At 63.7% G+C, this 25,079-nt stretch carries 25 protein-coding genes; 14 read left to right on the top strand and 11 right to left on the bottom strand.

From position 1 onward, the window contains the following. The first annotated feature begins 2 nt into the window (after positions 1-2). The 5 genes from Q5H93_RS10705 (at position 3) to Q5H93_RS10725 (ending at position 4,603) form a co-directional block, all read left to right on the top strand. Entirely contained in the window at positions 3-812 is an 810-nt protein-coding gene (locus Q5H93_RS10705) for a phytanoyl-CoA dioxygenase family protein (RefSeq protein ID WP_305006522.1), read from the top strand. Between the two features lie 89 nt (positions 813-901). Continuing rightward, on the top strand, positions 902-2,497 hold the full coding sequence (bshC, locus tag Q5H93_RS10710) for a bacillithiol biosynthesis cysteine-adding enzyme BshC (RefSeq protein WP_305006523.1): 1,596 nt from the start codon (positions 902-904) through the stop codon (positions 2,495-2,497). Between the two features lie 4 nt (positions 2,498-2,501). Further along, positions 2,502-3,086, top strand: coding sequence for a 5-formyltetrahydrofolate cyclo-ligase (locus Q5H93_RS10715; RefSeq protein ID WP_305006524.1), 585 nt, complete (start codon positions 2,502-2,504; stop codon positions 3,084-3,086). A 135-nt stretch (positions 3,087-3,221) separates the two neighbouring features. Beyond that, the gene (locus Q5H93_RS10720) at positions 3,222-3,764 is read left to right on the top strand and encodes an ExbD/TolR family protein (RefSeq protein WP_305006525.1); all 543 of its coding nucleotides are present in this window, start codon (positions 3,222-3,224) and stop codon (positions 3,762-3,764) included. Next, complete coding sequence (locus Q5H93_RS10725; protein WP_305006526.1) at positions 3,761-4,603, top strand: energy transducer TonB; 843 nt, start codon at positions 3,761-3,763, stop codon at positions 4,601-4,603. Before Q5H93_RS10720 ends, Q5H93_RS10725 begins: the two co-directional genes overlap by 4 nt. 46 nt (positions 4,604-4,649) lie before the next feature. Here Q5H93_RS10725 and Q5H93_RS10730 read toward each other — a convergent pair whose 3' ends face one another. The 3 genes from Q5H93_RS10730 to mnmC2 form a co-directional block, all read right to left on the bottom strand. Next, positions 4,650-5,231: a GDYXXLXY domain-containing protein gene (locus Q5H93_RS10730; RefSeq protein WP_305006527.1), complete on the bottom strand. Its 582-nt coding sequence runs from the start codon at positions 5,229-5,231 to the stop codon at positions 4,650-4,652. 10 nt (positions 5,232-5,241) lie between these two features. After that, complete coding sequence (locus Q5H93_RS10735; protein ID WP_305006528.1) at positions 5,242-6,501, bottom strand: DUF2157 domain-containing protein; 1,260 nt, start codon at positions 6,499-6,501, stop codon at positions 5,242-5,244. Between the two features lie 234 nt (positions 6,502-6,735). After that, a complete protein-coding gene (gene mnmC2, locus Q5H93_RS10740) occupies positions 6,736-7,470 on the bottom strand; it encodes a tRNA (5-methylaminomethyl-2-thiouridine)(34)-methyltransferase MnmC2 (RefSeq protein ID WP_305006529.1) in 735 nt (244 codons plus the stop codon). Between the two features lie 19 nt (positions 7,471-7,489). Between mnmC2 and Q5H93_RS10745 the strand changes: the two genes are divergently transcribed. Next, positions 7,490-7,909 (top strand): thioesterase family protein, encoded by a 420-nt coding sequence (locus Q5H93_RS10745; RefSeq protein ID WP_305006530.1) that lies wholly within the window; start codon positions 7,490-7,492, stop codon positions 7,907-7,909. Here Q5H93_RS10745 and Q5H93_RS10750 read toward each other — a convergent pair. Beyond that, the gene (locus Q5H93_RS10750) at positions 7,901-8,461 is read right to left on the bottom strand and encodes a hypothetical protein (RefSeq protein ID WP_305006531.1); all 561 of its coding nucleotides are present in this window, start codon (positions 8,459-8,461) and stop codon (positions 7,901-7,903) included. The two genes, Q5H93_RS10745 and Q5H93_RS10750, sit on opposite strands and share 9 nt — an antisense overlap. Before the next feature lie 112 nt (positions 8,462-8,573). On the opposite strand from Q5H93_RS10750, the gene rlmN reads away from it, so the two are divergent. Continuing rightward, positions 8,574-9,653 carry a dual-specificity RNA methyltransferase RlmN gene (gene rlmN / locus Q5H93_RS10755; RefSeq protein WP_305006532.1) on the top strand — a complete coding sequence of 360 codons (1,080 nt, stop codon included), beginning with the start codon at positions 8,574-8,576 and terminating at the stop codon, positions 9,651-9,653. 18 nt (positions 9,654-9,671) lie between these two features. On the opposite strand, the gene Q5H93_RS10760 is transcribed toward rlmN, so the two are convergent. The 4 genes from Q5H93_RS10760 to Q5H93_RS10775 all read right to left on the bottom strand — a co-directional run bounded on the left by Q5H93_RS10760 (position 9,672) and on the right by Q5H93_RS10775 (position 13,900). After that, entirely contained in the window at positions 9,672-10,508 is an 837-nt protein-coding gene (locus Q5H93_RS10760) for a hypothetical protein (protein ID WP_305006533.1), read from the bottom strand. Positions 10,509-10,511: 3 nt separating this feature from the next. After that, on the bottom strand, positions 10,512-11,822 hold the full coding sequence (locus Q5H93_RS10765) for a hypothetical protein (protein ID WP_305006534.1): 1,311 nt from the start codon (positions 11,820-11,822) through the stop codon (positions 10,512-10,514). Between the two features lie 90 nt (positions 11,823-11,912). Next, positions 11,913-12,884 (bottom strand): YihY/virulence factor BrkB family protein, encoded by a 972-nt coding sequence (locus tag Q5H93_RS10770; protein WP_305006535.1) that lies wholly within the window; start codon positions 12,882-12,884, stop codon positions 11,913-11,915. Positions 12,885-13,162: 278 nt separating this feature from the next. Continuing rightward, positions 13,163-13,900: a DUF3891 family protein gene (locus Q5H93_RS10775; RefSeq protein ID WP_305006536.1), complete on the bottom strand. Its 738-nt coding sequence runs from the start codon at positions 13,898-13,900 to the stop codon at positions 13,163-13,165. An 88-nt stretch (positions 13,901-13,988) separates the two neighbouring features. On the opposite strand from Q5H93_RS10775, the gene Q5H93_RS10780 reads away from it, so the two are divergent. The 4 genes from Q5H93_RS10780 to Q5H93_RS10795 all read left to right on the top strand — a co-directional run bounded on the left by Q5H93_RS10780 (position 13,989) and on the right by Q5H93_RS10795 (position 17,097). Then, a complete protein-coding gene (locus Q5H93_RS10780) occupies positions 13,989-15,122 on the top strand; it encodes a hypothetical protein (RefSeq protein WP_305006537.1) in 1,134 nt (377 codons plus the stop codon). A 53-nt stretch (positions 15,123-15,175) separates the two neighbouring features. Continuing rightward, on the top strand, positions 15,176-15,649 hold the full coding sequence (locus Q5H93_RS10785; protein ID WP_305006538.1) for a T9SS type A sorting domain-containing protein: 474 nt from the start codon (positions 15,176-15,178) through the stop codon (positions 15,647-15,649). Between the two features lie 72 nt (positions 15,650-15,721). After that, positions 15,722-16,267 carry a hypothetical protein gene (locus Q5H93_RS10790; protein WP_305006539.1) on the top strand — a complete coding sequence of 182 codons (546 nt, stop codon included), beginning with the start codon at positions 15,722-15,724 and terminating at the stop codon, positions 16,265-16,267. Positions 16,268-16,338: 71 nt separating this feature from the next. Beyond that, positions 16,339-17,097 (top strand): TerC family protein, encoded by a 759-nt coding sequence (locus Q5H93_RS10795; RefSeq protein WP_305006540.1) that lies wholly within the window; start codon positions 16,339-16,341, stop codon positions 17,095-17,097. Between the two features lie 53 nt (positions 17,098-17,150). On the opposite strand, the gene Q5H93_RS10800 is transcribed toward Q5H93_RS10795, so the two are convergent. Next, positions 17,151-18,146, bottom strand: coding sequence for an NAD-dependent epimerase/dehydratase family protein (locus Q5H93_RS10800; RefSeq protein ID WP_305006541.1), 996 nt, complete (start codon positions 18,144-18,146; stop codon positions 17,151-17,153). Between the two features lie 130 nt (positions 18,147-18,276). Between Q5H93_RS10800 and Q5H93_RS10805 the strand changes: the two genes are divergently transcribed. From Q5H93_RS10805 to Q5H93_RS10815, 3 genes are all read left to right on the top strand, one after another. Continuing rightward, on the top strand, positions 18,277-19,353 hold the full coding sequence (locus Q5H93_RS10805) for a patatin-like phospholipase family protein (protein ID WP_305006542.1): 1,077 nt from the start codon (positions 18,277-18,279) through the stop codon (positions 19,351-19,353). Between the two features lie 207 nt (positions 19,354-19,560). Further along, a complete protein-coding gene (gene kbl / locus Q5H93_RS10810; protein WP_305006543.1) occupies positions 19,561-20,760 on the top strand; it encodes a glycine C-acetyltransferase in 1,200 nt (399 codons plus the stop codon). Positions 20,761-20,838: 78 nt separating this feature from the next. Further along, on the top strand, positions 20,839-21,774 hold the full coding sequence (locus Q5H93_RS10815; RefSeq protein ID WP_305006544.1) for an SGNH/GDSL hydrolase family protein: 936 nt from the start codon (positions 20,839-20,841) through the stop codon (positions 21,772-21,774). Between the two features lie 78 nt (positions 21,775-21,852). Here the strand turns inward: Q5H93_RS10815 and Q5H93_RS10820 are convergent, their stop codons facing one another. Both Q5H93_RS10820 and cdaA read right to left on the bottom strand, forming a co-directional pair. Beyond that, positions 21,853-24,177, bottom strand: coding sequence for an ankyrin repeat domain-containing protein (locus tag Q5H93_RS10820; RefSeq protein ID WP_305006545.1), 2,325 nt, complete (start codon positions 24,175-24,177; stop codon positions 21,853-21,855). An 86-nt stretch (positions 24,178-24,263) separates the two neighbouring features. After that, a complete protein-coding gene (gene cdaA / locus Q5H93_RS10825) occupies positions 24,264-25,073 on the bottom strand; it encodes a diadenylate cyclase CdaA (protein WP_305006546.1) in 810 nt (269 codons plus the stop codon). Positions 25,074-25,079: the final 6 nt, after the last annotated feature.

Genomic DNA, 25,079 nt, shown 5'->3' on the forward strand with positions numbered 1-25,079 from the left:
TGATGAAGGCCCGCCTTAACCAGCAGGAAGTTGATTACCGGATTGAAGGTACCAGCAGTCCGGGTGAGGCGGGCGTGCAGCTGGCGGCCGATACCGACCTGACGGCCGGTAACGCCTGGGCTACTGCCGGCTACGTGGTGGCGCCTTGGCTGACGAAGAACGAAAACGAGCTGCTGCGCAACGGCCTGGCCGAGCTGGTGCGGGCGGCGCTGCGCAATACTGGTCTGGAAATCGCCGCCGACTGGGACGTAACCAACTACCACCGCGTGGTGGGCACCGATGCAGCGCGGCACCTGGCTGTAGTTAACCAAACCAAGGAATTTCCGCTGACGGCGCTGCCGCTGCCGGTGACGGTGCTGGAGGCGCGGGTGAGCGAGCTGTGCGGCCGCAAGGTGCGGGTGCACAATCCGGCCAACGGTCAGCAAGCCTTTCATTTGCGCATCGTGCGGCCGCAGATAACCGACAACAACCCGCCGCACCGCGACACCTGGCTCGACCGCCTGCGGCACGGGCTGAACATCTACTTTCCGGTGGCGGGCAGCACCGCCGATTCGTCATTGCCGCTGGTGCCTGGCAGCCACTGGTGGCCTGAAAGCCAGACCAGTCGCACCCAGGCTGGAGCCGTGTACAATGGTAACCAATACAGCGTACCAGCGCTGGCCAGCGCCACTACACCACTAGAGTTCATTCGGCCCAACCCGGGCCCCGATGAGGTGCTGCTGTTCTCGCCCTACTTGCTGCACGGCGGGGCCGTTAATCTAAACCCCGACCAGACGCGCATCTCGCTCGAAATGCGCTTCTGGGCGGTATAAACGCCCGCCAGACAACCTTTCGGCCTACGCCGGGTTTTGTGCGGACTTTTGCGGCCGCATCCGACCTTCACGGCCTTCATACCCAATCCATGCCCACCCACTGTAGCACCCTGTCGTACGCGGCCACCGGCGCGTTTTCGAGCCTGCTGACTGATTATCTGGCCCAAAACCCCGCCCTGGCGCCCTTCTACCACCACTTTCCGACGCTGGAAAACTTCGCGGCCCAAATTGAGGAGAAGCAGGCGGCGTACTCGCCCGAGGCCCGGCAGCGACTGGTAGCGGCATTGCGGGAACAGTATTCGGGCGAGGTGCCGGCAGCCATTGCGGCTAATCTGGACTTGCTGGCTCAGTCCACTACGTTCACGGTTACAACTGGCCATCAGCTCAATCTGCTCACCGGGCCGCTGTATTTTATCTACAAAATTGTCTCGGCCATCAGGCTCAGTCAGGAGCTGAAGGCGGCGTATCCGCAGTACGATTTCGTGCCGCTGTACTGGATGGCGACGGAGGACCACGATTTTGCCGAAATCAATCATTTCTCGCTCTTCGGCAAAGCCTACGCCTGGGAAGCCAGTGGCACCGGCGGCCCAGTCGGCCGTCTGGCGCTCGATGGCCTGGAGGAGCAGTTGCTGAGTCAGTTGCCACCCGAAGTTCCGGCCCTGTTTCGTGAGGCCTACACCAGTGCCGCCACGCTGGCCGAGGCCACGCGTCGGCTGGCCGATGGCCTGTTTGGCGAGTTTGGCCTGCTGACACTGGACGCCGACCACCCGGCCCTGAAGCGGGCCCTAGTGCCGGTGCTGGAAAAGGAAATTCAGGAACAGGCTTCCAACGCCGCCGTGCAGGCTACCAACGCCCGTCTCACGGCCGCTGGCTACAAACCGCAGGTGTATTCGCGCCCGCTCAACTTATTCTTCCTCACGGCTGAAGGCCAGCGTCAGCGCCTGGAGCCCGACGCCAGCGGGGCCGACTGTGTGGAAGTGACCATCCGCAACACGGCCCGCTGCCACAACCGCGAAGAGTTGCTGGCCCTGGCCCGGCAGCAGCCCGAACAGTTCAGCCCCAACGTGGTGCTGCGTCCTCTCTACCAGGAAATTTTGCTGCCTAACCTGGCCTACATCGGCGGCGGGGCCGAGGTGGCGTACTGGTTTCAGCTGAAAGACGTGTTTGCAGCCTACGGCGTGCCGTTTCCGATGGTGCTGCCGCGCAATTCGGCGATGTATATCAGCCGGGCTAATGCGGGCAAGCTGCGCAAGCTGGGCCTGAGTAGCACCGACATTTTCAAGCCTTTGGCGGAGTTGAAAAAGCAGGTAGGAGCTACGCTGGGGCAGGAGGAAATCAGCCTCCGCGAGCAGCAGCAGGCGCTGGCGGCTGCCTTCCAACAGGTGCAGGACCTGGCCCAGCGCCTTGACCCTACGCTGGTAAAAACCGTGGCCGCCGAGGCCAGCAAGGCCGCTGGCAGCCTGGCCGGCTTGGAAAAGCGCCTCAGCAAAGCCGCCGAAACCAAGCACGAAACGGCTTACGCGCAGCTGGCTTCTATCAAGGAAAAGCTGTTTCCCGAAGGCGGCTTGCAGGAGCGTAGCGACAACGTGCTTAGTATTTTGATTAACAATCCGGACTTTATCCGGCAGTTGATTACGTGCTTCGAGCCGCTGGCGCTGGAGTTTGCGGTGCTGACGGAGGAATAGACCAATGCTGAAAGCCGACCTGCGCCGCGCTGCCCTGGTCCGCCGGTTGGCGCTGGCTCCAGTCGAGGTAGCCAACCGTTCCGAACAGCTCGGCGAGCAGCTATTCCGCCACTTCCCGGTGGCTGAGTGGCAGTGGCTGCACCTGTTTCTGCCGCTGGCGAAGCGCAACGAGCCCGACACCTGGCAAATAATCCACCGGGTGTGGCGCGAAAAGCTGCCGCTGCATCTCGCAGTGCCTGTAGTGCAGCCCGATGGCATCTCGCTGAAACACTACGGGCTGACACCCGAAACGCCGCTACTGCGCAACCGCTGGGGCATCGACGAGCCCGACCCGGCGGCGGCGCTCGAAGTATTTACCGCTCAGCTCAATGCCGTGCTGGTGCCTTTATTAGCCATAGACAAAACCGGCCAGCGCGTGGGCTACGGTGGCGGCTTCTACGATAGGTTTCTGGCGCAGTGCCGGCCGGGCACACCGTTTATCGGTCTTAATTTGCTTGATGTGCCGCCCATTGAGCGCATTGCTGATGTACTGCCGACCGATGTGCCGCTCACGGCCTGCATCACGCCAAGCCAGGTGTGGTATTTTTAGCCCACCGAAAAAAAACCTTGCGAAACCTTTTTTAACCTCGCGCAACCTTGCGCGAAAAAAATTGTCCCCGCCGCGCACAATAATACGCCGGGCCCCGTCGTTGAAAGTCCAGTCAACCTTAACTGGCTTTCACTCATGGCCGAAATTCAGCAATCCGCCCGCCCCGCCGGCAAGAACCAAAGGTCAGCGTCAGCTAAGCCCCGAGCCGCCAAACGCAGCTTCCGCCTCGACATGACGCCGATGGTGGACCTGGCTTTTCTGCTGCTCACGTTCTTCATGCTCACCACCACCTTCGCCAAGCCGAACGTGATGGCGCTGAACATGCCGGTGGATTCGCCCGACAAATCGGTGGTGCCCCTGACGGAAGCCATGACCATTCTGCTGGGTAAAGACCATCGGGTATTCTACTACTTCGGGCTGAATGCGCCGGCCGATAAGTCGGTGGCCGTGCCGGAGTTGCACGCTACCAGCTTCGCGGCCAACGGTATCCGGCAGGCGCTGCTGGCCCGGCTGCGGCAGCAGCCCGCCACCGTGGTGCTCATCAAGCCCACCCCCGACGCGCAGTACCGCGACATGGTGGACATCCTCGACGAAATGACGATTACCAACCAGAAAAAGTACGCGCTGGTCCAGCTTTCTAAAGACGACTCCCACCTCCTCCAAACTGCTGCGTTATGATGACCCAAGCCCAGCTGGCCACCGCCAGCCTCAACGACATCGTGTTCGATGGTCGGAACAAAGAATACGGCGCCTACGAGCTGCGCGCCCTCTACGAGCGCCACGTAAAGCAGGCCCTGGCCTGGGCGAGTGTGGTGCTGTTGCTGCTGCTGCTGTACCCAGTAGTATCACGGCTAATGGCGGATGCGTTTCCGGCGCCGGTAATTAAAACCACCGGCGTAATAGAAATCCAGGACATCCAGGACCCTTCGCGGGTAACGCCCCCGCCGCCCATTGTGCCCCCCGTAACCCCGCCGCCGCCGCCTGCAGCTGCCGAGCCGGTGGCATCGGTCAGGTTCACGACTAATATGAAAGTGGACCGCGACGAAAAAGCATCTACCGACCCCGTACCCGACCACGAGATGTTGCTTACCACTAACCCCGGCCTCACCACTGCAGTAGGCCAGCAAACCACCGAGCCATCCCTCACCGACTTGGAAAGCCACACCAGCGGCCCGCTTACGGAAGTGGTCGACACCAAGATTTATACCTACGTGGAGCAGATGCCCGAACTGATGAGCGGCGGCGGCATGGCCGCCATCGTGGCCGCCATCCAGAAGGCAGCTAAGTACCCGTCAGCTGCCCTGAATGCTGGCGTAGAGGGGAAAGTATACGCTAACTTTACCGTTAATGCCGAGGGCGAAATAAGCAACGTGCAAATTGTGAAGGGCCTGGGCTTCGGCATCGACGAAGAAACCATCCGCGCAATCAAGATGCTACCGCACTTCCGGCCCGGCAAGCAAAATGGGCGGCCCGTGAGCGTGTCGTTTACCGTGCCGGTGTCCTTCAACATCAAATAGCGACCAGCCGAGCGTGGCCGAAGAGCCCCGGTCTGACTTGCTTGCCTCAGTGTTGCAACTGGGTGTGGGCAGTGTCGGGCCGGGGCTCTGTGCGCCGCAGCTGCACCGCCGTGATGCGGGCTTGTCCCCACGGCGCCACGCTCACGCTCACCAGCAGGGGGTGCAAACGGCGGGGCTTTTCGCGCCGCAGGGGGCTGGCGGCGGGCACGTAGTAGCGCTCCAGGTTGAAGCGCAGCCGCAGGCGGCGGGGCTGCACGGTTTCTACCCAGCCGCGCAGCACGGCCTGGCCAGTGCTGGCGGTCGGGGTTTGGTCATACACACCGGCCACGGTGGCGGCACTGTCGGGGGTGGCGGTGTGCAGCAGCACGTACACTTGCTGGCGGCGCTGGGGCGGGGTGGTAGCGCGCCAGGCGGTCAGCGGCACGTTGCCGATGTCGTAGCTCAGGCGCACGTAGTTGCCGGTTTGCAGTTCGGCGGGGTTGATGGGGGCGGCGCGCAGCTGCAGGTGCTGGCCCAGGGCGCTGGTGGCGTAGCCCGCCCCGGCCACGCCCAGCACGTAGAGCACCTGCGCCGCCAGCAGCAGCTGCAACAGCCGGCGGCGGCCCGCCGATAGAATGGTGATAGGCATACGAAACGGCTTACGTGGTGGGCGGGAATTTCCGCTCGTCCGGCGCGGGTGGAGTATTGGCCAGCGCTTGGGCATTGCGGCGGCGCAGGTACCAGCTCAGGCTCAGCAGCAGCACCCCGCCGAGCAGGAAAAACAACGACTTATCCAGAAATGCCCAGGTGAGGCGGAAGTAGGCCACCATCGTAGCCACTACGAATAGCACCGCGCCCAGCGTGAGCTGCTCGGGGCCGCTGCCGTCGGTGGCGCGCTGCGCCCGCAGCAGCACCGCGCCGGCGTAGCAATACAGCACTACCAGCGTGGCCACGGCCAGCGGCAGCCCGCCGGGCAGGTAGAAGCCCGGCAGCAGCAACAGCCAGTCGGGCAGCGAAGCCAGCCGGCCCTGCCGCCGCTTGCCGATAAACGACACCACAAACACCCCGGCCAAAGCCCCCAGGTAAGCCAGCAGCGGCGGCCGCAGCAGGCCGGCATACTGGTCGGTTTCGCCAAACAACGCCAAGCCCAGCGTAAACAGGTAAGCCGCTACCAGCGAGGGCCCCTGCAGGGCCCGCGTCGCCGCCGGGGCGCGCGGCAGCCAGTCGCCGACGGCATACAGCAGCATGGCCGGGATGAAAAACCAGGTGATTTTGCTGTGCGACACCGCCACCAGCGCCGCCGCCTGCCACAGCACCACCGTGGCCAGCACCTGTCCCAGCAGCACCGACGGCCGCCGCCCCCAGTAATACCCGATGCCGCCCAGCGACAGCAGCGCCGTAGCGTAGCTGAAACTGCCCAGCACCCAGGCATAATACGTTTGCACCGCCGCTGCAATGCCCAGCGTGAGCGCCGCCAGCCAGCTGCTTTCGTACACAAAGCTTAGGGCTACGCCCGCCACCACCCAGGCCAGCAGGCCGCTGGCATCGTAGCCCACCAGCTGGTAGAGCTGGCTGGTCAGAATAATGTCGACGCCAAACAGTAGCAAACCCAACGCCAGCAGGCCCTGCCCCACGCTCCGGTTGCCGCGCCGCAGGAAGTAGTTGCCAGCGGCGTAGGCGCCCAGCAAGCTGCCCAGCATCAGGCCTAGGCGCACGGTGGGCGGCAGAGCCTGCCAGTTGGCAGCCAGCACGCTCAGCACACTCAGGCCCAGCAGCAGGCTGCCCAGCAGCGGCAGCAGGCCAATGGCGGCCACAGCTTCGGCGGGGTAGCGGGCCAGCAACTGCTGCCGCTGCGCCTCCGTGATGAGGCCATCCTGAACCCAGGCGGGGGTTTCGGTTTCGAGAAATTTACGGGACAAATCTGGCAGGATGAAAGTAGAACGATAAACTCCCCTCTTTGAAAAGGAGGGGATGTTTTCGCGTAGCGAAAACGGGGGTGGTTGGACGTCGGCAGGGCTTGCGCACCGCTGGAAATATCCGACAGAAATAGCAATGCGAACGACTGCAACCGACGCGGGCGGCCTAACCCGCCCCGTTGCAGCGGCCCTACAACATCCCCTCTTTGGCAGCCGGGGAGCTTTGTTCTTACAGCCCTACCCTTTCAAAGCCCGCGTCATTTCGCGCTTGCCGGGGGGGCCGGGCAGCTTCTCAGTGAGCCAGCCGGCGGCCCGCAGGTTGCGCCGAAACTGGCCCTGGGCGCAGTAGCTCACCAGCGTGGCGCCGGCGGCCGCAGCGGCGTAGAGTCTGGCAAAAATGGCCTCGGTCCACAGCTCGGGCTGTTTTTCGGGGGCGAAGGCGTCGAAATAGATGACGTCGTAATGTTCGGGCGTGAGAACAACTTCCTGCAGCGGCTCCTGGATTTTTTGCAGCGTGAAGCCGGGTTGCAGCTCGGCTTTGCGGCCCCAGGGCGCGGCGTGCAGCGCGGAGAAAAGGGTGGCCAGCGGCTCGCCGTACTGGTCCCACTCGGGCTGCAGGGCAGCTACCACGGCGGGCGGCAAGGGGAAAGTTTCGAGGCCGTCATAGGCTACTTCGGCGCCGTGGGCCACGGCGGCTTCCAGCGTCAGCAGGGCGTTAAGGCCGGTGCCGAGGCCCACTTCGAGGATGCGCAGGGGGCGGTCGAGGCCCTCGCCGGCTTCCAGGCGCGGCCAGCTGCCGTGCCGGATGAAGACGTGCTTCGACTCCTGCCGGGCGCCGTGCCGCGAGTGGTAATGCTCGTTGAGCGCGGGCACGAACAGCGTAGCCGAGCCGTCGGCCGTGGCGCGCACTTCTACCTTTGCCTCACTCGCCGAATAGTGTTCGTCGCCCACTGCCAATTGTTCACTGCTCATTGTTAATCGCTCATTGCTTATGCGTGTAAAAGTAGCCCTGCCCGCGAGCTTTTCCTTCTCAACCACCCTGCCCGTACGCATCACCGACCTTAACTACGGCGCCCACCTCGGCAACGACTCGCTGCTGGGCATGCTCCACGAGGCCCGGGTGCAGTTCCTGGCCGCGCTGGGCACGGCCGAGTTCGACCCGGCCACGAAGCTGGGCTTCATCATGGCCGATGTGGCCATCGAGTACAAGGGCGAAGGTTTCCACGGTGACGTGCTGACGTTCGAGCTGGCCGCCGCCGACGTGCATAAGTACGGTTTCGACGTGGTGTACCGGGTGCAGAACCAGCAAGGCCGCGCCATTGCCAACGCTAAAACCGGCATGCTCTGCTTCGATTACAATACCCGCAAGCTGCGCGGGCTGCCGGCGGAGCTGGCGGGGCAATTAGTTTGAATACTCATCATATTTCCACCACTCGCTGCCATATTGGGACCGCAATTTGGCCACTTTTTCCAGGCGCTCGGTAATGGCTGGCAGGTCGTGCGCCATGCAGAAACCCAGCTTTTCGCGATTCTCGATGGGCTTACAATAGCTGCCATCTTCCTGGTGCAACCATCCAAAAATAGCTGGCACTTCCTGCTCGAAGGTGAGCACGCCCAAGTGCTTGTGCCCTTGCTCTATGCTATTGATAGGGTAGAGGTCGCCCAATAGTAAAATCGACTGCGTGAGCTCATAGTTTACCAGTGTATAATCCTGAGGATTAGCAAGACAAAAAATGCAGTCAAATTTTTTCGGGACAATCAGGTCGGCGTAGGCATTCCAGGTTAAGACCAGTATTTCATTAGCCTGACGCTTCCAATTCATAAACCGCTCGTAAGCATCGCCATTTTCCAGGTTTCGGTGATGTACACACTTGGCTTGCAAGGCATTTAGTGCATCATCCGAGCAATACGCATCAGCTTGTAAGTAGCGGGCTTCTGGTGTGCAGTCGGTTTCGGGGCGCATGAGGAACTCAGAATAACAAACAACTAACGGCTATTTTCCGCAAGCTAACTGTGTGACACCGATAAATGAGCTACCGGAAACTTAAGGCCTTGTTCGTTTGTATCTTTGCACTATGCTGCTCGAACTACCCCTTGCCCCGGAGATTAAAAAGCGTGACATCCGTAAGCTCTCGCCCGACGAGCTGAAGGCCTTTATGGTGGAAAACGGCGAGAAGCCCTTCCGCGCCAAGCAGGTGCAGGAGTGGCTCTGGAAGAACACCGCCGGCTCGTTTGAGGAGATGAATAACATCTCGCTGCCCACCCGCGAGCTGCTGGCCAAGCACTTTGTCATCAATGGCGTGGCGGTACAAAACCAGCAACTCTCGAACGACGGCACCATCAAATCGGCCTTCCGGCTGCACGATGGCAACATCGTGGAGGGCGTGCTCATCCCGCACGATACGCGCATGACGGCCTGCATCAGCAGCCAGGTGGGCTGCTCGCTCACGTGCAAGTTTTGCGCCACCGGCTACATGGACCGCAAGCGCAACCTCGACGCGGCCGAGATTTACGACCAGGTGGTGCGCATCCGCGAACAAGCGGAGGCCCAGTATGGTACGCCGCTCACCAATATCGTGTACATGGGCATGGGCGAGCCGCTGCTCAACTACGCCAACGTGGTGGAAAGCGTGCGCCGCATCACCGCGCCCGACGGGCTCAACATGGCCCCGCGCCGCATCACCATCAGCACGGCCGGCATTGCCAAGATGATTAAGAAGCTGGCCGACGACGATGTGAAGGCTAACTTGGCCCTCTCGCTGCACGCCCCCACCGATGCCAAGCGCAACGAAATCATGCCCATCAACGAGGCCAACTCGCTGGCGGCGCTCAAGGAGGCCCTGCAATACTACCACGAGAAAACCGGCCGCAAAGTCACTTATGAATACATTGTATTCGAGAACTTTAACGACGGACTGGACGACGCGGCCGAGCTGCTCAAAATCTCGAAGTGGCTGCCCTGCAAGGTCAATCTCATCGAGTACAATCCCATCGAAAACGCCAGCTACCAGAACGCCGAGGACGACAAAATCATGGCCTTCCACAAGTTTCTGGCCGACCGCGGGGTGCAGACCAACATCCGCCGCTCGCGCGGCAAGGACATCGACGCCGCCTGCGGGCAGCTGGCCGTGAAGGAGCCGAATACGGCGGCTTAAAACCCGGATTCTGCCGGGCTATTTCCGTGGTTTTGCGACGGGCGGCAGTGGGGGCGGAGGCGGCAGTTCGCCGCCGGGCAGCAGCAGCGGTGGGGCTTCTATATCCAGCATCGGTCCGGGCGGGGGCGGCCCCGGTAGCAGGCTGCGACTGATATGGTTAAGGTACACCGGGCACCGCTCGTACACCAGTTGCCCGATTTTCATGCGCAGCTGCGTGGTTTGGTTGGGAGTGCGTTGTGCTTCGGCGCCATACAGCGGCGTCAGGACCGCCGCATTCGCGGCAATGCTTGCCTGCGCCGCGGCCTGCATGGCTACCTGCACGGCCAGCCCGCGTGCACTCACTTCCAGACCGGTGAAGGGCTGCCGGGCATTTTCGGCATCGAGGCAGCGGCACACGTCCTGAGCCAGCGGGGCCAGCGCGGTACGCTCGGCGGCCGACAGACTGACGCTCAGCCCCAGCGCCTGCGTGCCATGCAGCGACAGCAACGGGCGGGCCAACGGGCAGGTTTCGGCCCATTGCAAGGTGGCCTCCTGCGTCAGCCAATGGCCCATTTTTTCTTCATCCGAGCTGAGTGACTGCACCACCTCAAAGCGGGCGGCATTGTCGAGCAGGCTCTGGTACGTAATGTCGCGCTGGAGCTTCTGGACAGCAGCAGGTTTCAGCTTGCTAAAATCGGTGTGCTGGTGAGCGGCTGTGAGGTGCTGGCACATCGAAGCACTCAGCCGGCGCAACAGCAGCGTCTGGCCCGGAATAGTATCGGCTACAGTGGGGACCTGAGTGGCACTTTGCGCTCCCACCAGCCCGGCGGGTAGCAGGGCCAGCGCAGTCGCCACCCACGCTATTAAATTGGCCATAATCTATTTTTGGGGCACTTGGTTAGGATTGCCTTTGCCGAAACGAATGGAGACATCGATGTAGGCTGGCGCAAAGAAGCCCTGGCCGCCCTGACGGTCAATGAATCCCCCACCGTAGTCCACGTCGTACGGGAATTCATAGAAGAGTAGCGCGGCGGCGCCAATACTCACGCGCGGCCAGTTGATTTTCACGCCTTGCAGCCCCAATATCACGGGGCGGGAATCGGCAACCACATAGTTTTCGCTTATCAGCGAGATGCGGCGCGAAATCCGGGTTTGCCCCGCAATTTGAAGCACGACAGAAGTTTTCGTGTCGAAGCTGTAGTCATCGGTGTTGGCAAATGCATAGCCCACGCCCAGGGTCAGGTTTTTATCGGCGCTGCCCACCGTCAGGTTCCCGTAGCTGATGCCCGCGTAGTAGGAGCTACTGCTGAACGGAGCACGCAGATAGACGATTCCGGCGCCCGCATGCAGGTTTTTGCTGAGGGGCAGGCTCACTTTGGGCGTCAGAATAAGCACCTGGTCTTCGAGCGGCACGAAGGGAATAAGGGAGAGGTAGCCCCCCACGGAAAAGTTGTTGGTGATGCCGTAGCTGACCCCGGGAAAGACCACGTAGGCATCGTGAAAAACGCCCTCATTTTTGCGCAGGCCGCGGGCCGTAGGGCCGAAAAACAGCCGGTCGCCATTGCCGATATCGTAATAGCTGCCAGACCGGTTGACGCCCACCCGGGAGGCGGCGGGGGTGCTGCCATCGGCGGGCACCACGCGCACGATGCTGCTACGCGGCACGCTTACTTTAGTGCCATCGGGGGTGCTTAGCTCCACGTTGGTCAGGCTCATGCTGAAGAGCACGCCGCTGAAGCTGCCATCCCGGGTTTCGAGGCGGTAGCTTTGACCGAGCTGGAAGGGGTAGTCGGGGGCCGAGAGGGAGGCGGCGGGCATGCCGGCGGCTTGGGCGGGCGCCTTGGTCACCGGTTCGCCCAACTCTTTGATGCGGCGCTCGATGCCGTCGCGCACGGCCAGAAATTCGGCCTGGGTGTAGGGGCGGGCGGCGGTGCGGCCATCGGCCAGGCGCACGCGCAGCGTGATGAGGCTGTCGGCGCTGAGGGAGCGGTAGAAGGTGGCCTCGCCGTAGTCGTCGGCCGAGTAGAACATGAACAGGCCATACTTCGCTTTTTCGGCCCGGTCGATGGTTTCGCCCACGGCGGGGCTCACCACCAGCGGGCGCTCGAGCGTGGGCGCGGTGGTTTGGGCCAGCCCAAAGCGGGCAGTGAGCAAAGCAAGGGCAACAAGCGGGTAGCGAATGGATTTCATGCTGGGCGACAAGGCGTGGAAGCTAACGCAAAGAACGTCATTCTTTGGTCTTTTCCAATCCTTAACGCGGCACGGGCCGCTTTTGCGTGGCTACTTGCGCCAGCTGCCCGTAGCGTGGGGCCGGCCGGTGGCTTTTTCCTCTTCGCTTTCGCCCGGCGGTATTTCGCACAGGTGCACCCGCACGGCGTGGGCCTTGGGCTGCACTTTCTGCCCAAAGGCGTCGGCAAACTCCTGGGTAAACTCGGCTCCGAAGAAGATGATGAGGGAGGAGTAGTTGACCCACACTAGCAGCACAATGGCCGAGCCCGCCGCCCCAAAGGCCGACCCGGGGTTGGACTTGGCGATGTAAAAGGCAATCAAAAACTTGCCCAGCACGAACAGCGCGGCCGTGATAAAGGCGCCCACACCCACGTCGCGCCAGCGGATGATGGCATCGGGCAAAAACTTGTAGATGAGCGCAAACAGCAGCGTGGTGACGCTCAGCGACAGCACAAAATCGACGAGCTTGATGGCCACCACGCCAATCTCGGGAAACCAGGCCTGGAGTTGGCCGGTGAAGGCGCTGAGCACGGCGCTTATTACAAAGGAAATGAGCAGCAGCAGCGCCACGCTCAGGATGAGGCCAAACGAGAGCAGCCGCTTCTTGAGAAACTGCCCGATGCCGATGCCCTGGGTTTTCACCTTCAGGTTCCAGATGTCGTTGATGCTTTCCTGCAGCGTAACGAAGAAGGTGGTGGCGGCAAAAATGAGTGCCCCAATACCAATGGCCGTGGCTACCGGCCCCTGCTGCTTGAGCGTAAACTCGGCAATACTATTCTGCAGAAATTCGGCCGACTCGGGCCCCACCAGCCCCCGCAACTGGCCGTAAATCTGCCCAGTAACCGCTTCACCACCATACGTTGCACTGGCTACCGTGATAACAATGAGCAGCAGCGGCGGCAGCGAGAAGATGGTGTAATACGACAGCGCCGCCGCGTGGCGAAACGAGTTGTTATCGGTGAACTCCGACGCCGTTGATTTAAGAATCTTGACGATGTCGGCGAAAGTGTAGTGCGTGGCCATTGGCAGAATGTGGTGGAGATAGGCTTACGGGCAAGGGAGCGCAGGCGTTGGTTTTGGGCCGGTAGCACGACCAACTCCCCTCCTTGGAAAGGAGGGGATGTCAAGCCGCAGGCTTGACGGGGGTGGTTCGCCCGGCCGCGCCGTCAGTGCCGTTTTGAAGGTGTAATTTGCTGATGGTATTACTGCATGTCGGCGCGACCGGCGCGGTCCCGCTCGACCACCCCCGTTCAGCCTGCGGCTGAACATCCCCTCCTTTCCAAGGAGGGGAGCTTTTCGCTCTATTCCTGTTCCAGCACCCACCGCAGCTCCTCCACCTGCGCCGCCCGCAAGGCGGCCGCCAGCGCCGCATCGTCCCGAAACTGCAACTGCGTCAGCAATTGCGCCTCCACGCTCACTTCCACCCGCGCCGCCGCAAACGGCCAGGGCCGCACCGTGAGCGGGCCATCGGCCCGGGGCCGGAGGATTTCGTAGCGCTGCCCGGCCACGGGATGAATCTCGAGGGCGCGGCCCATTTCGGGCACCTCGTGGCGGCAGAGAATGAGCGACAGCCGGTCGGCCCAGTGCAGCAGGGCGTAGGCTTGGTCAGCTTCGGCTTTGGTCAGTTTCAGGGCGCGGCGCCAGCGCTGCTGCCGGGCTTTGAGCTCGTCTAGGAAAGCGGTTATTTCGGCCGACTGGCCGCGCAGGCTTTCATACAGGCAGCTCAGGTGCAGGCTGGTGAGCAGGCTGCGCCAGCGGCCCTGGAAGCGGGCGGCGGCCAGCACGCCGGTGGCTTGCTCGAGCGAAAACTCCTTTTGGGTGAAGCTGGCCGGGGCGCCGGCGGGCGTGAGGCCGTAGTGGCCCCCGCGGCCGTGCCAGGCGGCCTGCTCGTCATCGTGCTGGGCGGTGGCGGCCAGCAGGCCTACCCAGCGCTCGGGCGGCAGGGCGGGCGGCCAGTGCCACAGCAGCTGCGCCGCCAGCAGGGCGTGGGCCTGCTGGTAAATGACTTGCCAGCCGGTGGGGGCGGGATTGACTATCATAACAAGGGGTGCCGGACAGATACCGGCACCTCATACGCAGCGACAGCCCTGTTGCGTATCATTGCAGTCTTATTTTCTATTCGCAGCCATGAGCAATATCAAGTTCAGTAGCTTATTCGTGCTCTTTTTCCTGCTGGCGCAAGCGGCCCATTGCCAGCCAGCCTGGCAATGGGCGGCGGCGGGCCCGGTAGATACCACCGGCTTTCCGCCTTTTGCCTGGCATGCCAGCGATGCCGCCGGCAACCTCGTGGTGGCTGGCTACTTCAGCGGGCGCATGACCTTGGGAAGCTACACGCTGCAAGGCGCCGGGCAGTCCAACTTGTTTGTAGCCCGCCTGAGTGCCACCGGCCAGTGGACGCAGGCGATTGAGGTGGCCGGCGCTTCTCATACTGATTTTTACGGCCTGGCGGTGGCGCTCGACAGCAATGGCGACGCCATAGTAGGCGGCAGCTTCGCCAGCGCCAGCATTACCCTGGGCTCTTTTACGCTGCCCAATGCCCGGGCCGGCCAATTGGATGGCTTTGTGGCGCGCCTGAGCGCGGCCGGCCAGTGGGTGCAGGCAGTACGTGTGGGCGGCAGCAGCAACGATGAGGTTGTAGCCGTGGCCCTCGAGCCCAATGGCACCTGCGTAGTGGCGGGTAATTTTGGCGGCGCGGGTATTCAGCTCGGCAGCACCAGCTTTACCAACCGCTCACCTGGTGGGGCAGGCAGTGACATTTTTGTAGCCTGGCTCGACCGGGCCGGCCAGTGGACACAGGCCGTGGCCGCCGGGGGCCATGATAGTGACCAGGTACGTGCACTGGCGCGCCGTAGTACCGGCGAACTGGCGATAGGAGGCTCTTTCCTGGGCTATGATATAAGCTTTGGCAATCAGACTGTCCGCAATGTCAGCGCTGGTCACACCGATATTTTCGTGGCCCGACTCACCAGCACCGGGCAATGGACGCAGGCCACCGCTGCAGGGGGCTTCTTTGATGAGGGCCTAAGCACGGTGTCGTTTGATGGGAATGGCCAGGTGGTGGCGACCGGCAACTTTGCCAGCTCTACTTGTAATTTTGGCTCTACCACCCTGTTGTCCAGCACAGGCCGCACCTTTGTGGCCCGCCTTGCGGCCGGCCAGTGGACGCAAGCCCAGTCAATCAATGGCCTCGGCATTGGGGCCGCCCAGGCGGCTGGCAATGGCGACGTGCTGGTAGCCGGCCCTTTAGCCAGCCTACGCTGACCCTGGGCAGTTTAACGTTTAGCAATTCCGACCCGACCGGCGCCAGTTCGGATATGGTGGTAGCGCGCCTGAGCACAGCCGGGCAATGGACTGCCGGCGTACAGGCCGCTGGTAGCGGGTCCGACTTTCCCACGTCGCTGTCGGTGGCGAACGGAGCCACCATCGTAACGGGCACCAGCAGCAGTCCGACCCTGCAGCTAGGTTCTTTTTCGCTGGCCCAGAACAATTCGCAGCAGCTGGTATTCACCGCGCAACTGGGCGGCTTTGTCACCAGCAGGCGCGCCATCCAGACTGTTCCGGCTTTTACCCTGGCCCCTACCCCCGCCACCACCGCCACGCGCCTTACCTGGCCCAGCCCCAGCGCCACCCCGCGCCCCGTGCAGCTGCTCGATGCCCTCGGCTGCGCCGTGCGCCAGCAGGTGCTACCCGCCCACACCACCCAGGCCACGCTCGACCTGACGGGCCTCGCGCCAGGGCTGTACCTGGTGCGCTGCGGCAGCGCCGTGGGGCGGCTGGTGGTGGAGTAGCCCCGACTATTTGGCTAGAATTTATTTCCTTAGCGGGCTAGTCATCCACTCATTCGTAGCTATCACTTTCCCATGGCTGCTCCTGCTGCCTCAGACCGGGTTCTTATCAGCATTTTCGCCGATGGCGACATGACGCCCTTTCTGCTTTCTACGCTGGGCATGGCGCTGCACATCTTGGATAGCGCGGAGCTAAGCTCCGACCTGAAAGATGCCGTGCAGGCGCGCGGCCTGCTCGACCCCGCGCACCTGCACCACCTGCTGGCCACCGGCCAGGCCCTGCGCCAGGCGGTGCCCGAAGCCGAAAATCCTGACTTTGAGCCACCGGCCGACAATGACGACCGCCCTGCCTGGCGGCTTACCATGGCTGATGTGCTGGCCATCGTCACGGCCAACGACTTCATTGCCTCCTCCTTCCTCCACGCGTTCGGCGACGAAGCCCGGCGGGTCCAGGTTGAACTAAACGGGGTGCCGGCCGAGGTGTACGATGCCCACATTGCCGAAACGCTGGGCTACTTTGCTCGCTTCCAGCGCGAGTGGCAGGAGCTGTTTGGCAAGTACCCGGCCTACCAGCAGCGGCAGGCCGAACTAGCCGCCCTGCGTGCCGAGTTTGTGGGCTAAGCCACCCCTTACGCCGTTCGTCGCCGCCGGGGGCCGTAGTTTCGTATCCGGCTTTCCGCCCTCCGTCTGCCATGAACGTTCACGTCCAAGAAATTCTCGATAACCCGCTGGCGGCCCTGGCCGTGGTGGGCAACCTCGTCATCATCGAAAGCCTGCTGTCGGTGGATAATGCCGCCGTGCTGGCCACCATGGTGGGCGACCTGCCTCGCGAGCAGCGCCAGAAGGCCCTGCGCTACGGCATCATCGGGGCGTATATTTTCCGGGGTATCTGCCTGGTGCTGGCAGCTTACCTGGTGCAGCTGTGGTTTCTGAAGCCGCTCGGCGGTCTGTACCTGCTCTATCTGTCGGCCAAGCAGTTTATCCCCAATCGGCAGCACGAAGACGAAACCATCGACAAGCAGCGCAGCTGGTTTTACCGCCACACCATCGGCTTTCTGGGCAAGTTCTGGGCCACCGTGGCGCTGATTGAGCTCATGGATTTGGCCTTTTCCATCGACAACGTCTTTGCCGTGGTGGCTTACACCGACAATCTGATTCTGATTTGTGCGGGCGTGTTCATCGGCATTCTGGCCATGCGGCTGGTGGCCCAGGCCTTCGTGGTGCTGATGGGCAAGTACCCGTTTCTGGAAACGGCGGCGTTCATCGTCATCGGCCTGCTGGGTATCAAGCTAATCCTGTCGCTGGCCGAGCATTTTTACCCCACGCACCCGTTCAGTCTCTTTTTGCAGAGCGAAGCGGCCGAGGTGGGGCTGACGGTAATTACGGTGGCGCTGTTCGTAGTGCCCTGGGCCACGTCGAAGCTATTTAACTGGCCGCGGCGGATGAGCTGAACACTTGAAAAAGAACGTCATCCCTTCGCTGCGCTCAGGATGACGTTCAATATTTACGCTGTCACCGGCTCGCGCAAATGCGCCAGCATGTCGTGCGTCATCTTCGCCAAGTCGTACTCCGGCTGCCAGCCCCAATCCTGGCGGGCAGCCGAGTCGTCGATGCTGGCGGGCCAGGAGTCGGCAATAGCCTGGCGCTGGTCGGGGGCATAGGTGATGTGGAAATCGGGAACTTCCTGCCGGATACTGGCTGCTATTTCCTTGGGCGAGAAGCTCATGGCGCCCAGGTTGTAGCTGGTGCGCACCTTGATGCTGTCGGCCGGGGCGTGCATCAGGTCGAGGGTGGCCTTGAGCGCGTCGGGCATGTACATCATGGGCAGGTAAGTGTCTTCTTCCAGAAAGCACTGGTAGTCCTGGCCGGCCACGGCTTTGTGGTAGATGTCGACGGCGTAGTCGGTGGTGCCGCCGCCGGGCAGGCTCTTGTAGCCGATGAGGCCGGGGTAGCGCAGGCTGCGCACGTCGAGACCGTGCTTGCGGTGGTACCACTCGCACCACTGCTCGCCGGCCAATTTGCTGATACCGTACACCGTGTTGGGGTTCATCACGGTGAGCTGGGGGGTATTTTCGCGGGGCGTGTCGGGGCCGAACACGGCGATGGAGCTGGGCCAGTACACCTGGGCCACCTGGTATTTCACGGCCGTGTTCAGCACGTTGAGCAGGCCGTCCATGTTGAGCTTCCAGGCAAACATGGGGTCTTTTTCGGCCGTGGCCGAGAGCAGCGCGGCCAGGTGGTACACCTGCTGCGGGCGGTACTGCTGCACCAGCTGTTCGAGGCGGGGCAGGTCGAGCACATCGAGCAGCTCGAAGGGGCCGCCTTCCAGCAGGCCGGCCTGTTTGGGCGGGCGCACATCGGCGGCGATGACTTGCTGCGGAGCATAACGCTGGCGCAGGGCGGCGGTGAGTTCCAGGCCCAGCTGCCCGCAGGCGCCGATGACGAGGACGGTGCCGGGCTGCGCCGGGCTGGTGGGGGTGTCGCTGGGAGGGGTGGCCATGCGAAAAATGAAAATGGAGGAGGGAGGTGGGAAGATGGGATTGCAAAGATACCGGGTACGGGGCCGCCGGGTGGGGAAAGGGCGGCCAGTGACCAGCCGCCAGCGTGCTTCCGCCAGTATCTTTGGCCTTATGCTGAACCGCTTTTTTCTGGCGAGCTGCTTACTTGCCACGGCTCTTTTTACCGCTTCGGCCGCCGCGGCCCAAACCGCCGCAGCCCCGCCCCGCTACCGCAACCTCGTGATGGAAGGCGGCGGCGTGCGCGGCATTGCCTACGGCGGCGCGCTGCAGGAACTGGAAAAGCACGGTATTCTGCAGCACATTGAGCGGGTGGGCGGCACCTCGGCGGGGGCCATTCAGGCGGCGCTGCTGGCGGTGGGCTACTCGCCCGACGAGATTGTGGACGTTATCAACCACACGCCGGTGCAGCGGCTCAATGATGGCCGCTTCATGTTTGTGGGCAGCAGCTCGCGCCTGCTCAAACAGTACGGCTGGTACCGCGGCGACGAATTCACGACCTACCTCAGCGAGCTGGTGGCCCGCAAAACCCAAAAGCCCGGCCTCACCCTGGGCGAGCTGCACGCCCTGGCCCAGCAGCAGCCCGGCCGCTTCCGCGACCTCTACACCACCGGCACCAACCTCACGCTGCAGCGCAGCCAGGTATTCAGCTACGAAACCAACCCCACCATGCGCGTGGCCGACGCCGTGCGCATCAGCATGAGCATCCCGCTGTATTACCGGGCGGTGCTGCTCGATAGCACCGGCAACGTAGTACCCGGTAAGCCCCTGCCCGGCCAGCGCGTGCAGGTGGTGGTCGATGGCGGCCTGCTGGCCAACTACCCCCTGCGCATCTTCGACCAGCCGCGCTACCTGCCCACCGGCTGCCCCACTACCACCAACCCCGAAACCCTGGGCTTGCGCCTCGACCGCGACGAGCAGATTGCCCTCGACACCCTGGCCAGCGGCCGGCAGGCCCTGGCGCCCCGCTCCATCACCAACTTCAACGGCTACCTCGGCGCGCTGTACACCGTGGCCCTCGAAAACCTCAACCCCGCCGAGCCCGCCGACTGGCCCCGCACCATCAGCATCAGCACGTTGGGCTTCAGCCCGAAGGTGAAGCGGGTGCCGCTGCTGCAAAAGCAGCAGCTCATCGAAAGCGGGCGGCGCGGGGCGCAGCAGTTTCTGGCCCGGCCGCAGGCGCGGCGGTGAAACCTCACCCCCAACCCCGAAGAATGCTTAATGCGCATTCCCAAAAGAGAGGGGAGCCGAACGATTCAAATCCGGAGCAAAACCGGTGCCCTCTCTCCGCAGGAGAGGGGGTCAGGGGGTGAGGTTCCGCTGGGCGAGATGCTCCGCATGCCGTTCTTTGTAGTCACTCCTGCCCCCATACCTGCCCACCTTCATACCCCTTAAAAAATGTACGCCACCCTCCAGCCCGACCTCCAGCAGCAGCTCCAGGCAATCAAAGATGCCGGCCTTTTCAAAAAGGAGCGCATCATCACCTCGCCCCAGGGCGCCGAGATTGAAACCCGCGAAGCCGGCGAGGTGCTGAACTTCTGCGCCAACAACTACCTCGGCCTGAGCTCCCACCCCGAAGTCATCAAGGCCGCCAAGGAGGCCATCGACACGCACGGCTACGGCATGTCGTCGGTGCGCTTCATCTGCGGCACCCAGGACATTCACAAGGAGCTGGAGGCCAAGCTGGCCGATTTTCTGGGCACCGAAGACACCATTCTCTACGCCGCCGCCTTCGACGCCAACGGCGGGGTGTTCGAGCCGCTCTTCAACGAGCAGGACGCCATCATCTCCGACGCCCTTAACCACGCCTCCATCATCGACGGCGTGCGCCTGTGCAAGGCCCAGCGCTACCGCTATGCCCACAACGACATGGCCGACCTGGAAAAGCAGCTCCAGGATGCCCAGGCCAAGGGAACCCGCCACCGCATCATCGTGACGGACGGCTCGTTCTCGATGGACGGCACCATCGCCCAGCTCGACAAAATCTGCGACCTCGCCGACAAGTACCATGCCCTGGTGATGATTGACGAATGCCACTCGATGGGCTTTTTGGGCAAAACGGGCCGGGGTACCCACGAGTACCGCAACGTGCTCGGCCGCGTCGACATCATCACCGGCACGCTGGGCAAGGCCCTGGGCGGCGCGATGGGCGGCTTCACCTCGGGCCGCCGCGAAATCATCGACATGCTGCGCCAGCGCAGCCGCCCTTACCTGTTTTCCAACACCCTCGCCCCGGCCATTGTAGGCGCGTCGTTGCGCGTGCTGGAATTGCTGACGGAAAGCACCCAGCTGCGCGACCAGCTCGAAGAAAACACCAAATACTTCCGCGAAAAGATGACCGCCGCCGGTTTCGACATCACGCCCGGCGAGCATCCCATCGTGCCCGTTATGCTCTACGATGCCAAGCTGGCCCAGGAATTTGCCGCCCGCATGCTCGACGAGGGCATTTACGTGGTGGGCTTCTACTACCCCGTGGTGCCGCAGGGCAAGGCCCGCATCCGGGTGCAGTTGAGCGCGGCGCACACGCGGGCGCACCTCGACAAGGCCATTGCCGCCTTCACGAAAGTGGGTGGCGAGCTGGGGGTGCTGAAAGCATAGGCTAAAAGAACTGTCATGCTTCACTGCGTTCAGCATGACAGTTCTTTTAGCACCAGACTCCAATTTTAAATAGCCTCCATGCCGCCCCGCCCCACCCTCGTCGCCGTCCTACTAGCCCTCACGCTACTAGGCCAGGCGCGCCCGCCCGCTAAGCCCGTCGTCATCCTCTTCGTCGGCAACAGCTTCTTCCACGGCGCGGCGATGCCCGTGCTGCGCTACAACGCGGCCAACGTCACCGATGAGAACTTCACGCCCACCAGCAAGGGCCAGCGCCGCCAGCAGTACCTGCACGAGCCCGGCCCCTGGGGCGGCATCCCCGGCATCTTCAAGAAGCTGGCCGATGAGGCGGGACTGAATTACGAGGTGCATATTGAAGCCCTCAGCGGCAAGGCTCTGAAATTCCACTACGACAGCACCCTGTCCATCATCCAGCAGCCCAAGTGGGATGCCGTGGTGCTGCACGACTACAGCACCGGCCCCGTGCCCGCCCGCCACGGCGGCCAGCCCGCCCGCTTCGTGGAGTATGCCAACCGCCTGGAGCGGGCCATCCACACCGCCAACCCCAAAGCCCAGGTGTACCTGTATGAAACCTGGGCCCGCGCCGACCAAACCTACCCCGCTACCGGCGGCTACGCCGGCCTGCCCATCGACTCGATGACCGCCGACCTGCACCGCGCCTACTACCGCGAAGCCGCCCAAAACGGCCACTTCGCCGGCGTGGCCCCGGCCGGCGATGCCTGGTTGCGCGCCATCGAAACCGGCGTGGCCCTGCGCAACCCCTACCAGCCCGGCGACGCCAGCAAAATCAACCTCTGGAACAAGGACAACTACCACCCCAGCCCCGCCGGCGCCTACCTCAACGCCTGCGTGCTCTTCGGCCAAATCACCGGCCGCGACCCGCGCCGCTTCGGCGGCCAGGAGCAGGCGGCTGCCGCACTGGGCATTGCGCCGACGCAGGCCGTGGCGCTGCAGCGGGTGGCGTGGGAGCAAGTGCGGGCAGGCACATCAAAGTGATGAGGTCATAGAGAAAGTAATGCGTAAATCGGCTGATTGCCGCCCACGCATAACATTCTATTGGGCAGAATTTTTCATTTAGCGAAACTTATTAGGCGGCGTGCCCTGCCCCAGCTCGGCCAGCAGCTGCCGGCAGGCTGGCGAGTCGGTTGCCCGCAACGCATCGGCCACCGACTCGCCAGCCGCATTGCGGCTGGCGGGGCGGGCGCCGTGGCGCAGCAGCAGGCGGGCCAGCGTCAGCAGACGCTGGTCCACGGCAGCGGCGGCGGCCTGATTGGCCAGTGTGCGGGCCTGCTCCTGTTCGGGGCTGAGGTCGAGCCACTCCTCCACCTGCTGCGAGCGGGCCAGCACCTCGGGCTGCCGCCGCACCAGCAGGTGCAGCGCCGAGTGTCCTAGCGAGTCGGCCACGTTAGGGTCGGCGCCGGCTTCCAGCAGCCGGGCCACCAGGCCAGGGCTGGCGTAGGAGCTCTGCACCGCTTCCAACAGAGCCGCGTAGTCGGCCGGCTGGTCGGGGTGCCGCACCCGTGCGCCGTAGCGCAGCAGCAGCGCCACCAGCGCCTCGCTGCCGTTGCGGGCAGCAATGGGCAGCAGGGAAGGGTCGGCATCGGCCCGCGCCCCGGCGTCGAGCAGCAGCTGCACCATGGCCGGGCGCCCGCTGGCTACGGCCTTGGCCAAAGGCGTTTCGCCGATTCTATTCCAGGCCTCCAACTCGGCGCCGTGGGCCAGGTACAGCGCCACGGTGCCCAGGTCGGCATCGGGATGGGCGGCGGCCAAGTGCAGGGGCGTGTCGCCGTCGATAGTGGTTTCGCACAGGTCGCCCCCATCGGCCAGCGCCGCCGCCGTAATGGCCAGCGGCAGCGGCTGATTGAACGCCACCGGATTGAGCAGCACCGTAGAAGCATAATGCCCAAACCGTGCCCCGGCCGCCTGCAGTTGCCGCAGCATGGCCACCGAGCGCACGTCCGTCAGGGGCGGCCGCTGCTGCTGGTCGGGCTGGTTGGGGTCGGCCCCAGCCCGCAGCAACAGCGCTACGCGGGCGGTATCGTCGTTGGCCACGGCCGCGTGTAGCGGGCTGCTGCCAAACTGGTCCGTCAGCCGGGGGCTGGCCCCGGCGGCCAGCAGCAAGCGCAGCACCGCCTCGCCCTCGGCCCGGGTGGCTACCTGGGACGCCCCCTCCGACCCTGCCGGCGTGCCCCAGCCGTCGCCCTCCGCGCTACGGCGGTAGTAACTCGCGTAGTCCCCGGTGGCCAAGTGCAGGGGCGTCTTTCCCTCGGCATCACAGGCATTCACGGGTGCCCCGGCGGCCAGCAGCAGGCGCACCGTGGCCGGACGGGCGGCCCCGGCCGCCTGATGCAGCGGCGTGCTGCCCTGGCCATCGGCGCAATCGGGGCAGTTCGGTGGCGCGGGCCGCCCGCTAGCCACCGCGCCGGCCGCCAGCAGCAGCGCCGTGGGGCGTGCACTGGCGTGCCGGGCCGCCAGGTGCAGCGGGGCATTACCTTGTTTATCAGTCGTATTTGAGGCAGCACCCTGGGCCAGCAGCAGCTGCAGCAGTACGGTATCGGCCAGCGCCACGGCCAGGTGCAGGCCCGTGCGGCCAGTTTCCGGGTCGGGGGCATTCACCTCCGCGCCGTGCGTGAGCAGGTAGCGGGCCAGGGTGGGCTCGTGGCATCTGATGGCCTGGTGCAGGTCGGCCGGTTTGGGCCGGGCACCGGCCGCCAGCAGCAAGCGCAGCAGATGCAAGTTAACTGAGTCGGGCCGCAGCGGGTGCAGCGTCGGTTCATAGCGCCGGGCGCCCATCATGTAGCGGCGCTGCCGGCGCAGGGCGCTCATGTTAATTGGCCGGCTGGTGCGGGCGGCAACCAGCTGCGGCCGCATCACCGCATTATATCCGATGATAGCCGACAACGGACTGGGGCTGCACTGCACGCTGTCGGGCGGCAGGCCGGTGGCCAGCAGGCGCTCCACTATCGCCACTTGGTTGGGCACGTAGCCTAGCGCCTCACACAGCACCGCTTTGGCCGCCGGCCGCCCCTGGTCGGGGCTGTGGCGCAACAGCAGGTCGGTCATGGCCAGGTGGCCTCGCTGCACGGCCACAAGCACCGGGGTTTCGCCGGGCATCACCTGGGTCCAGTCGGGTAGGGTCAGCCACCTTTTAGGGTAACTCAGCGTGTCGTCGTACGGCTGGGTGGCCTGGGCACCGCGAGCCAGCAGGCGGCGGGCCAGGGGTACGTCGTTGGTAGCGGCGGCCAGCAGCAGCGAATCCTGCTGCTGGAAAGGGTATGGCGCGGCATCACGCAGAAACAAGCTATCTACTCTCGTCGCCACTGCCGGGCGCTTTTCCGGCAGCACCGCCCGGCGGCGGACCTGCGCCCCCGCCCGCAGCGCCCCCCAGCTTAACAGCAACCACAGGAATAGATGAAGCCGGCTTCGCATACAATACAGCTGGTTAATACCGCAAAATAGCAGAATGCGGCTTAGAAACCGCCGCGCTACGACGCCTTGGCCGGGGTGCTGCCCGCCAGCAGCCACTCATTCAGGCGGGCGCGCAGCTCGGCGGTGGGCAGGTCGCGGTGCACGGTGCCGTGGTGCACCAGGCTCATGGCGCCGGTTTCTTCGCTCACCACCAGCACCACGGCATCGGTAATTTCCGTCAGGCCGATGGCCGCCCGGTGCCGCAGCCCCAGCGAGGCCGGCACGTCGGGGTTCTCACTCACCGGCAAAATGCAGCGCGCCGCCTGAATGCGCCCGCCCGCGATAATCACCGCCCCATCGTGCAAGGGCGAGGTTTTGTTGAAAATCGACAGCAGCAGGCGCTTGCTCACCTCGGCATCGAGCCGGTCGCCCGACTCGGCATACGCCCCCAGGTCCGACACCTGGGTAAAGCAAATCAGTGCCCCGGTAAGCTTGTTCGACAGGCTTTTGGCGGCTTCCACAAACGGCCCCACGGCCAGCGGCGCGGCCTGGTCGGGCCGCCGCCAGCTCCAGCCGCGCATGCGGTCCAGGGCCGTAGCCTTGCCCAGGTTCAGCAAAAACCGCCGGATTTCCTGCTGAAAGAGGATGATGCTGGCCAGCACCCCCACGCTCATAAACTGCCCCAGAATCTTGGTCAGCAGCTCCATGCCCGTAGCCTTCACCACCAGGTACAGCACGTAGAGCGAAATAAGCCCCAGCGCCACATTGAGCGCCACCGAGCCGCGCAGCAGCTTATACAGCTGGTACAGCAGCACCGTCACCAGCAACACGTCGGCCGCGTCAATCCAGCCAAAGCGCAGGAAGTTGATGGGGAAGGGGCCGGGCATGCGGGA

The organism is Hymenobacter aranciens (genome assembly GCF_030580865.1).
In the GTDB taxonomy this organism is placed as follows: Bacteria; Bacteroidota; Bacteroidia; order Cytophagales; family Hymenobacteraceae; genus Hymenobacter; species Hymenobacter aranciens.